This window comes from Roseateles chitinivorans (assembly GCF_050632145.1).
Lineage (GTDB): Bacteria > Pseudomonadota > Gammaproteobacteria > Burkholderiales > Burkholderiaceae_C > Roseateles > Roseateles chitinivorans_B.
Genome location: NZ_CP192577.1, coordinates 6552224 through 6561244, shown reverse-complemented (window position 1 = coordinate 6561244; position 9021 = coordinate 6552224). Strand labels below are relative to the sequence as shown.

Sequence of the window (9021 nt, the reverse complement as noted above, 5' to 3'; positions counted from 1 at the left end):
CGGGCGGGTGCTGAAGGAATTCAGCAAAACGGAATCCGTTTGTTGGATGCGAATATAGCTGTGTCGCTGAATTCGTTCAACAATAGCGAAATGACCATGCCAGACATCGCTGACGACGTGCCGGACGCCAACGACCGCGAGGAGCCCGGTGAGCGGGAAGACCGGGACGACCGGGACGATCGCGAGGATCGACGCGGCATCCAGAGCATCGAGGTGGGCGGTCGTCTGCTGAAGGCGGCGGCGGCGCGCGGCCAGCCGCTGCCGCTGAAGGCCTTGTCGCAGGCGGCGGAGATGAGCGCGGCCAAGGCGCATCCGTACCTGGTGAGCTTCTGCAAGCTGGGGCTGATGAGGCAGGATCCGGCGACGGGGTACTACGGCCTGGGCCCGCTGGCGATGGAGATGGGGCTGATCGGCATGCAGCAGATCGACCCGATCCGCCTGGCGACGGCGCGGCTGGAGGTGCTGGCCGAGGAGATCGGCCACACGGTGGCGATCGCGGTGTGGGGCTCGCAGGGCGCGACGATCGTGCGCACCGCGGCGTCGCCGGCGGCGGTGCACGTGACGATGCGGCACGGGACGGTGGTGTCGCTGTCGGACACCGCGTCGGGGCCGCTGTTCGCGGCCTACCGGTCGGAGGCGGAGATCAAGGCGATGCTCGCGGAAGCGCGCCGCAAAGGACCGGCGGATCTGGCGCGCGTGGGCCCGCACGACCGACCGCGCGAGCTGCCGACCTGGGCCGCGTTTTCAGCGACCCTGAATGAGATCCGTGGCCGGGTGATGCACCGCTCGGTGGGCGGCATTGTCGAAGGCGTCAGCGCGCTGGCGGTGCCCGTCTTCGACAGCGACGCGCAGATGGCGCTGGCGCTGACGGCGATCGGACCGTCGGGGGCGTTCGATGCGGCGTGGGACGGTGCCGTGGCGCGTGGACTTACCGGCGCGGCGACGGTGTTGATGCGGGAGATCGGTGGGCGCTTCCCGGCTTGAGGCTTGGTCTGTTCACGAAGTGTGGACGGAGCCAGCCGTGGTGGCAGGACCGTTTCAGGCTGGAAGCGGACGAACATCAAGCACGATTCAGAGTCCTGACGAGCAGCTCCGCCGGCCATAGGCCCATGTGTCCACAACCCATGGTGGGAGTCGCGGCGGACAGCGAGCCTTCGACCACCACCCGCCTCCCGCTAAGACGACGACAGGCTTCTCGGTCGAATCCAAGTGAACCAGTCCCGACCCAGAGCCAAATCGAGGACCGATATCCATCGGCTCGCTCGTCGGCTGGAAAGTGACTCACACACACGTCTTCAAAGTCGAAACTCAGGACCCCCTCAATGCGGATGTCCCGACCTTCCAGTTCAGGGAGGCGTGCCAGAGCTTCGTTGACCGACAGGTGGTAGTCCATGGGGCGGAGCCTACTTCAACTTGGTTCGCTTTCGCTGCAGAGCGGCCGGCGGATTCAAGATGATGCCTGCAGTTCAATCCACCAAAATTGCAGCCTGTCGGCGAAAGGTGGGATCCGATCTGCAGATCGGGCAGAGTGCCTGACCGATTCATTCACCGCGCAGCCTCTGCGTCGCACCATGGACCTTCCCGGTATGAAACAAGGAACTGCTGTGTCGCCCACGAGCCCTGCGCCGTGGGTTCAGCGCTTGGGCCAATCGACCGCAGGGACTTGGCTCGCCGCCTTCCTGTTCATCGCCGTCCCTTTCGTCGCAGCAAACATCTGCACGAAACTCTTCATGCCGGACCCGGACCTGCGAGATTGGCGCAATCTGATCAAGGCGCTGGTCCTGGTGGCTGGGTACTGGGCTTACGTCCGTTATTGGGAACGACGACCCGCGCGGGAGCTTTCCACGTCCGGGGCAGGCACCGAACTGATTGCCGGCCTGCTGCTTGGCGGTCTGCTCTTCTCCTGCGTGGTGGCCATACTCACCGTCTTGGGAGCGTATTCGCTGGAATCGGTGGGAACGCTCGACGAGCTTTGTGCGGTGCTGGTGAGCATGGTGCCGAGGATCGCAGCCGGTGCGCTGATCGAGGAACTGCTGTTCCGGCTCGTGCTCTTGCGCCTGCTGGAGCGTTCCTTTGGCATCGCTTGGGCACTGGCGATTTCCAGCCTCGTCTTTGGCCTGGCCCACTTGGGCAATGCCGGCGCGACGCCATTGATCGGGATCTTGCTCGGGTTGGAACTCGGACTGCTGTTTGGCGCGGCCTACCTGTTGACCCGGCGGATATGGATGTGCACCGCACTGCACTTCGCCTGGAACTTCGTGCAGGGCGCGGTGTTCTCGATCGCGGTCTCCGGTCAGTCGGGGGAATCCTGGCTCCACGGCACACTGACTGGTCCCGCTTGGCTGTCAGGCGGTGTGTTTGGCGCCGAGGGCTCGGTTGTCGCGGTGGTTCTCTGCCTGGCCATGACAGCGGTCTTACTGATGCTCGCGTACCGGCGCGGCCGATTCAACACCACGGCGACTTCTTGATTCATCGGCAGGGCGTTTCCTCGCTAGGTTGAACGGCCGCTTCCAGGGATCGACCTCAGCAGTGCGTAGAAACACAGGCGCTGCATAGTCGGGTTCGGCTTCAGGGTGGAACCGGCATTGGAGGTCAGTTCTGGAGAGTGTTTCGCGCGGAACCCTGCGGCTCTGAAGGGAAGAGAGAACCAGAGCGTGTTGGGGGGCATTCAGCCTTTTCTGGAGGCTTCAACGCTTCATTGGACCTCGAGCATCCGGAGAATCTGCCGTCGCCGATTGGCCTGCTGCTCCCATGCCTCGATGGCAGCGTAAGACAAGCTGAAGGTGATCTGGGTGCTTTTCCCATCGGTGAACGTCTTGTATGGCACCACCATCCCACACCCCCTGACCACTTTCTCGGCGGGAGATTCGAGGCACCGCGCCCATATCCGATCGTCGGCTTCCCAAACCAGGAGATGCTCCGTGATGCCGTCGCCTCGAATGGTGCTGTGCGTGTACTCGGCGAAGCCCGCGATCTGTCGGTACGATCTCCACCCCGCGTCCACCAGATCCACCTTGGACCTGCGCTCCGGGTTCGGGAGGTAGCCGAACTGAAGATGCACGGCCGCAGTCGACAGCCTTGCACCGGGCAGCGCTCTTTCTTCGACCGTCAATGCGGGTGGCAAGTGGGAGAGGGGTACGTCGACAATAAAGTTGAAGCGTCCGTGGCTGCCCCAGACGCGAGCCGGAATCCAGCTTTCCGGCACGACAAACGAAGCGTCCGGGAACTCGATTTTGAATGTCTGGCTACGCTGCTCTGACGGCTTGCATGCGACCACCAGCGCAAACAACGCACATGCAGCGGTGAATGCAGATCCGCGGATAACTCTAAGCTTCATGGCCGCGTTGAACTCTTGATGACGCGAACGATTGTCCGCTATCGCTGCGATGCCGTCGGCGCTTCACGCTGATAGGGGTCGTGCGAATCCGAGAGGCCGTGCGGCTGCAATCTCCAGGAATCGTCATTGGAGGGTGTCCGCAGTTCCTGTCGGCGACTACCGCGACCCAAGCCTTGCACGATGGCGCACCGGACACCAAGGCAGAATCCGGACGTACGGGGCAAGGCCGGCGTCAGGCGTGCCGGGAAGCCGATCTTGAGGAATGGAGCAGCATCAATGGCACTGACGAAGAAGGGCGAGTTCTGGTACGGGACCACGTCCGGCGACACCCAAGCAGAACTGCGCAGCTACAGCGTGGCGAATCGCCATGAGGCCGTCCGGTTTGCCTCGTCCAAATGCGAATGCGGGTGCCGGACCTTCGCGCTGCAGACTGATGAAGAAGCCGGCGTGGCCATCCGCACCTGCACCGACTGCGGGCAGGAACACCTGATGGGCGACAGTGCGGACTACGTCGAGGACGCCGCGCCAGAGGCGCACGAGTGCGTGTGCGAGAACGAGGTGTTCGAGCTGGTGTCCGGCGTCTCCGTGTACGAAGGTACCCATGACGTGCGCTGGTACTACATTGCGTGCCGCTGCGTGGAGTGCAACCTGGTCGGCGTCTTCGCAGACTGGAAGTGCGAAGCAGGCGATGCAGGGGCCTTCCTCGCCAAGGTCTGAGCATGACCTCATCGATGGACTTGGCTGCATCGATGACCGCCTCCACCGGTTGACTCCGCCAGAGACGACGGCGACGCCAACACCCGATACCTGCACCACTTACGTCGGTGCCTGGCAGACGACTTCGATGTTGTTGCCGTCCGGGTCGAGGACGTAGGCCGCGTAGTAGTGGTCGTGGTATCGCTCCCGGACGCCTGGCGGGCCGTTGTCCACGCCACCGGCCGCGACCGCGGATTTCCAGAACGCGTCCACCTGCGATCTTTTGCTGGCCGAGAGGGCGAGGTGCAGGCCGGCGCCACCCTCTTTGCCGTCGTGAATCCACACGCGCGGATACCCGTCAGCACCTAGGCCATGGCGGGAGCCGGCCCTCGTCTTTGACGGGCCGAGGGATACGACGACGTCCATGCCGAGAGGCTTCAACGCCGCCTTGTAAAAGGCGAGCGAGGCACTTGAGTCGCTGACTGCGAACTCGATGTGATCCAAGGTCGTCATTTCAGTCTTCCTTCTGAATACCGGTTCGTACACGGGTCAGCCGAGTCGATGCCTGCACGGTTGGATGGTCCAGTCCACCGTCGATGGGTTGATCGCCGCATGCACGGGAGAGTCGGACAGCTCGGACATGACTCCAGCCGCAGCCCGTTGCCCATCGCGCGCCGATCTCCACAACAGCATGTCGATGACCCATCCGTCTTGACCCTCGCAGAGGCGCCGCAGGATGAAGCCGGGTTGCCTCTGTAGCCAGGCATCGATGTCGGCGTTCGCTGCGATGAACTGCTTGATCGTCGTTCCCTTCGCCAACTGGAAGGTCGTGAGTTCCATGGCTTCACTCATCGTTTGCTCCTGTGGTGCGGGCATCGGCGTGCTGCCACGGCTTGTAGACGAACTCCAGGCTGTAGCCATCGGGGTCCAGTACGTTGGCGGCGTAGTAGCGCGGATCGTAGTACGGCCGCGCACCAGGCGCTCCGTTGTCGGCTGCGCCGGCGGCCATCGCCGCCGCGTAGGCGTCATCAACCGCATGCCGGCTGCTGGCAACGAAACCGACGTGCGCCGAGCGTGCATCGAATGGACCGTGCCGAAGCCACAAGAACATTCGGCCATGGGCGCCAAAACCCTTGAGGTCGGGGTGGCCTGGAGGGCCGTTGCGCCCGTCGTAGTCCAGTCGATCGACGATGCCCAGCGGCGCGAGGGCTCGAGCGTAGAAATGGACGGAGCGATCGGTGTCGCTGACCGACAGGAAGATGTGGTCGATCACAGGACCTCCGGAATGAATTTCCGCGCCGGGCGGCATCGCAGCAGACCTGCGACGCGCGAGGCCGCAGCCTGCAGATAGTCATTGAGGAGGGGGCGATGGGGATACGCAGCCAGGCCTCCAGCGCTGTTGCTACAAGAATCAGCAACACGCTCGTGACGAGTCTGAGTGGCCAAGGGTTGGATGGAGACAGAGACATGGCGTGCGCTCCCATGGGGGTCAGATCACGTAGCCGCCGGACACCTCGATGTCCTGCGCGTTGATCCAGCCGCTGTCGTCGGTGAGCAGCGTCGTGATCGCACGGGCGACCTCTTCCGGCTCGCCGACGCGGCCCAGTGCCGTCTGGGAGGACAGCAGCGCTTCGAATTCGTCGTTGAGCCCGCCGCCCAGCTCGGTGCGGATCGGGCCGGGCGACACGGAATTGACGCGGATGCCCAGTTCGCCGAACTCCTTGGCCATGTAGCGTGTCAGCACCGCCAGCCCACCCTTGAACGAGGCGTAGGGCGCCACGCCGGCGAAGGCGACGCGGGTGGTGGCGCTGGTCAGGTTCACGATGCTCGACCCTTTGCGCAGCAGCGGCAGCAGCGCCTGCGTCAGGAAGAAGGGACCCTTGAGGTGCACGTTGAAGAGGCCGTCGAACTCCGCCTCGGTCACGGCGGCGATGGGCTGGAACAAGCCGTAGCCGGCGTTGTTCACCAGGCCGGACAGGTGTGTGGCGTTCCAGGTGGTCGCGAGCGCTCGTTCGACGTCGGCACGGAAGGCGGCGAAGCTGGACGCAATGGCGACGTCCAGCCGCAGTGCCACCGCCTTGCCGCCGGCCGCCTCGATCTCTCGCACCAGGGCATGGGCCGCATCGGGGTTGGCGTTGTACGTGAGGATGACGCCGAGGCCGCGGCGGGCCGCTTCCAAGGCCGTCTTGGCGCCGATGCCACGGCTGCCGCCGGTGATGACGATGACTTTGCCGTTGTTCATTTCAGGCTCCTGAAGTTCAGTGGTTGGGATGACTGAACGATAGGGACGCCGCCGCTTCGGGTCGCAACGGTTCCTGCCCGTTTCCTGCCTATTCCTGTCTGCGGCTTCTGCGTACTGCCGGAAACGGTGGAACTGGTTCCAATCTCGCCATGGAACAGCAACTCGACGAGCTTCGGGCCTTGGCCAGCCGTGCGGAGAACCGACCCACCCAGACGGGGATCCCGCGTGTGTTCATGGTCCAGGGCAGCATCCCGGAGCATGAGCTGGCCGCGGTCTACGACCCGATGGTCAACCTCATCCTGCAGGGAGGAAAGACGTTGACGGTGGGCGACCAGGCGCTGGACTACGACCCCGCCACCTATTTCGTCATGTCGGTGGACCTGCCGGCGGCGGGCGCCGTGAGACCGGCGGCGGACGGCGCCCCGTATCTGGCGGTCGCCCTGACGCTGAGCGCCTCCGTGCTGGCGGACTTCCTGTCCACGCTCCCGGATCCCGCCCCCGCGACCGCCGGACGAGGCTTCTCGGTGGCGCCCGTGACGCCCGAGTTGCTGGACGCCTGGGTGCGCATGCTGCGGTTGATGGAACGGCCCGCCGACATCCCGGCGCTGGCGCCCGCCTTCGAACGCGAGATCCTCTACCGCGTGCTGCAGGGGCCCATGGGTTGGATGCTGCGCGACATCGCGACGCCTGATTCCGCGCTGGCGCGGGTCAACAAGGTCATCCAACGCATCCGCCGCGAGTTTGCCCAGCCGCTGGCGGTGGAGGCCTTGGCCGAAGAGGCGGCCATGAGCGCGTCGGCCTTCCACCGGCACTTCAAGGCCGTCACGTCGCTGAGCCCGCTGCAGTATCAGAAGCAGTTGCGTCTGCTCCAGGCGCGCAAGCTTCTGGTGGCTGCGGGGCAGAACGTCACCGCCGTGGCCTACGAGGTGGGCTACGAAAGTCCCACCCAGTTCAGCCGGGAATATGGACGTGCGTTCGGACTGCCGCCAGCCAAGGATGCGTTGCGGCTCGCGGCGGCAATCAAGCAGCGTGCGCAGGCGGGCGGGATCGCGGCATGAGCGGCGTGAGCGGCTGGTCGCCCGGGCCGTGAATCGAGTGCCAGGGGCTGGTCAGGTGCTCACGGCACCGGACCGGCCCTCACACCGCTTGCGTCGGAATGGGGGCGGGCACCGTCACTCGACGGCCGCCGACTCGTTCTCCGCATTCTCCGTGTGCCGCTCAGGCTCCGTGGTGCGGAGGATCTCGTTCAGGACGGACGTGGCGTAGTTCCCGGCGGGCAGGGAGAACGTGAGCACCAGTTGATCGGCCTGCGGCCATTCCCAGGACATGTCCTCCGGGCTCGCCACCAGCGCGCGGCGCTCCTGATCCAGGCCGGCGTGTTCCATGCCGTCGCACAAGGTGGCGTGAGGTTGCGCCACGCCGTTCTCCAGCGCCTGCGCCTGATCGGTGGTGCTCACGCGGCCCCGTCCCCAGAGCGGTCCGGTGGGCTGGCCCGCCTCGTCCATCACGTCACCGGGCAGGGTCTGGCCCCAGAGTCCCTGATGGATGCGCAGCGCCAACACCTCGTTGAAGACGAAGGAGCGCACCGCCGACAGGTAGATGCCCTTCTTCTTCGGGTTGCGCACGCGGATCTCGCGCGCGAGCATGGCCCGGCCCTGCTCGACGTTGCCGCCGTCGAAGCCGAAACGCTGCGCGCCGAAATAGTTGGGCACGCCCTGCGACGCCACGGCCTGGAGATTGGCTTCGATGGCGTCGCGGTCGCCGGTCACGTCACGCAGCACGATGCGGAACCGGTTGCCCTGCAGATCGCCGGGGCGCAGCTTCTTCACGTGGCGGCTCTGGCTCAGCACCTTGAATTCTGGATGCTGAAGCAGCGTCAGGTCGGGCGTCTCGCCCTTCGGCAGATAGATGCTGAACCACTGCCGGGTGACGGCGTAGCGGTCCTTGAGGCCGGCGTAGCCCACATCCCTGTCCTCCACGCCGGCGGCCTGCGCCAGTTGCTGGGCGACGAAGGCGGTGTTGGCACCGTTCTTCTCGATGTCCAGCCAGAGGTGTTCGCCGGCACCGGAGGGCAGTTGCAGCGGCAGTTCGGTCACGATGAAATCCTCGTTGAGGAGTTTCAAGGTGGCGCTGGCGCCGCTGGCCGGATAGGCGTTGGGCCATTGCGGCAAGGTCGTGTAGTGAGCGTCGGTCATGAGCGGTCTGACGGCTCCAGGTGTAGACAGCGACAGGCTGCCTAGCCGACCCGGGGCGGTCCAGACCGCGATTCTCGCTCCAGCCGCATGCGTTGATGAGCGTCAACAGACGCGACGTCGTCGTCTCACTGCGCCGGCGACGCTGGCACGTCGCCGAGTGCTGCCGTCCAGTCGGCGGCGGAATGCGTCCAGATCTGCCGCGACGGCCGCAGCTGATCCCGCTCCGCCAGGCATCCGAGCCGGAGCACCGCGTGCGTCGGGTGCTCCGCCGCGGCGCCGTACAGCGCCGTGCCGCAGTCGGGGCAGAAGACCTGCGCACGCCGGTTCCCGCTCTGCGCGACCTTCACGTAGGTCCTGGGCGCGCCGGAGATCTCGAAGGTGTCCATCGGCGCCGAGATGACCGCGCGATAGGGCGCGCCGGACAGGATCTGGCAGTCGTCGCAATGGCACACGACGACCTGGGTCGGATCGACCTCGCCGCTGAACTGGATGGCGCCGCAATGGCAGGAACCGTGGACTCTCATGGCTGATGGATCTCGTAGCTCGGGCAC

12 protein-coding genes are annotated in these 9021 nt (G+C 65.3%); 4 read left to right on the top strand and 8 right to left on the bottom strand.

Annotated features, from left to right (window positions below; all coding sequences use genetic code 11):
- Positions 1 to 90: 90 nt before the first annotated feature.
- Entirely contained in the window at positions 91 to 984 is an 894-nt protein-coding gene (locus tag ACQ86G_RS30225) for an IclR family transcriptional regulator (protein ID WP_431258704.1), read from the top strand.
- Between the two features lie 76 nt (positions 985 to 1060).
- Here ACQ86G_RS30225 and ACQ86G_RS30220 read toward each other — a convergent pair whose 3' ends face one another.
- Positions 1061 to 1393: a hypothetical protein gene (locus ACQ86G_RS30220; RefSeq protein WP_431258703.1), complete on the bottom strand. Its 333-nt coding sequence runs from the start codon at positions 1391 to 1393 to the stop codon at positions 1061 to 1063.
- 247 nt (positions 1394 to 1640) lie between these two features.
- On the opposite strand from ACQ86G_RS30220, the gene ACQ86G_RS30215 reads away from it, so the two are divergent.
- Complete coding sequence (locus ACQ86G_RS30215; RefSeq protein WP_431258702.1) at positions 1641 to 2468, top strand: lysostaphin resistance A-like protein; 828 nt, start codon at positions 1641 to 1643, stop codon at positions 2466 to 2468.
- Positions 2469 to 2695: 227 nt separating this feature from the next.
- Here the strand turns inward: ACQ86G_RS30215 and ACQ86G_RS30210 are convergent, their stop codons facing one another.
- On the bottom strand, positions 2696 to 3337 hold the full coding sequence (locus tag ACQ86G_RS30210) for a hypothetical protein (RefSeq protein WP_431258701.1): 642 nt from the start codon (positions 3335 to 3337) through the stop codon (positions 2696 to 2698).
- A 276-nt stretch (positions 3338 to 3613) separates the two neighbouring features.
- On the opposite strand from ACQ86G_RS30210, the gene ACQ86G_RS30205 reads away from it, so the two are divergent.
- Positions 3614 to 4054, top strand: a complete 441-nt coding sequence (locus tag ACQ86G_RS30205; protein ID WP_431258700.1) for a hypothetical protein — start codon at positions 3614 to 3616, stop codon at positions 4052 to 4054.
- Positions 4055 to 4153: 99 nt separating this feature from the next.
- Here ACQ86G_RS30205 and ACQ86G_RS30200 read toward each other — a convergent pair whose 3' ends face one another.
- The 4 genes from ACQ86G_RS30200 to ACQ86G_RS30185 form a co-directional block, all read right to left on the bottom strand.
- Positions 4154 to 4546, bottom strand: a complete 393-nt coding sequence (locus tag ACQ86G_RS30200; RefSeq protein WP_431258699.1) for a VOC family protein — start codon at positions 4544 to 4546, stop codon at positions 4154 to 4156.
- Positions 4547 to 4582: 36 nt separating this feature from the next.
- A complete protein-coding gene (locus tag ACQ86G_RS30195; RefSeq protein ID WP_431258698.1) occupies positions 4583 to 4885 on the bottom strand; it encodes a hypothetical protein in 303 nt (100 codons plus the stop codon).
- Positions 4878 to 5306 (bottom strand): VOC family protein, encoded by a 429-nt coding sequence (locus tag ACQ86G_RS30190; RefSeq protein ID WP_431258697.1) that lies wholly within the window; start codon positions 5304 to 5306, stop codon positions 4878 to 4880. Before ACQ86G_RS30190 ends, ACQ86G_RS30195 begins: the two co-directional genes overlap by 8 nt.
- A 216-nt stretch (positions 5307 to 5522) precedes the next feature.
- Positions 5523 to 6275 carry an SDR family NAD(P)-dependent oxidoreductase gene (locus tag ACQ86G_RS30185; protein WP_431258696.1) on the bottom strand — a complete coding sequence of 251 codons (753 nt, stop codon included), beginning with the start codon at positions 6273 to 6275 and terminating at the stop codon, positions 5523 to 5525.
- Positions 6276 to 6424: 149 nt separating this feature from the next.
- Here ACQ86G_RS30185 and ACQ86G_RS30180 point away from each other — a divergent pair, with 149 nt between their 5' ends.
- A complete protein-coding gene (locus tag ACQ86G_RS30180; protein ID WP_431258695.1) occupies positions 6425 to 7333 on the top strand; it encodes an AraC family transcriptional regulator in 909 nt (302 codons plus the stop codon).
- A gap of 114 nt (positions 7334 to 7447) precedes the next feature.
- Here the strand turns inward: ACQ86G_RS30180 and truD are convergent, their stop codons facing one another.
- On the bottom strand, positions 7448 to 8470 hold the full coding sequence (gene truD / locus ACQ86G_RS30175; protein WP_431258694.1) for a tRNA pseudouridine(13) synthase TruD: 1023 nt from the start codon (positions 8468 to 8470) through the stop codon (positions 7448 to 7450).
- A 125-nt stretch (positions 8471 to 8595) separates the two neighbouring features.
- The gene (locus ACQ86G_RS30170; RefSeq protein WP_431258693.1) at positions 8596 to 8994 is read right to left on the bottom strand and encodes a GFA family protein; all 399 of its coding nucleotides are present in this window, start codon (positions 8992 to 8994) and stop codon (positions 8596 to 8598) included.
- Between the last annotated feature and the right edge of the window lie 27 nt (positions 8995 to 9021).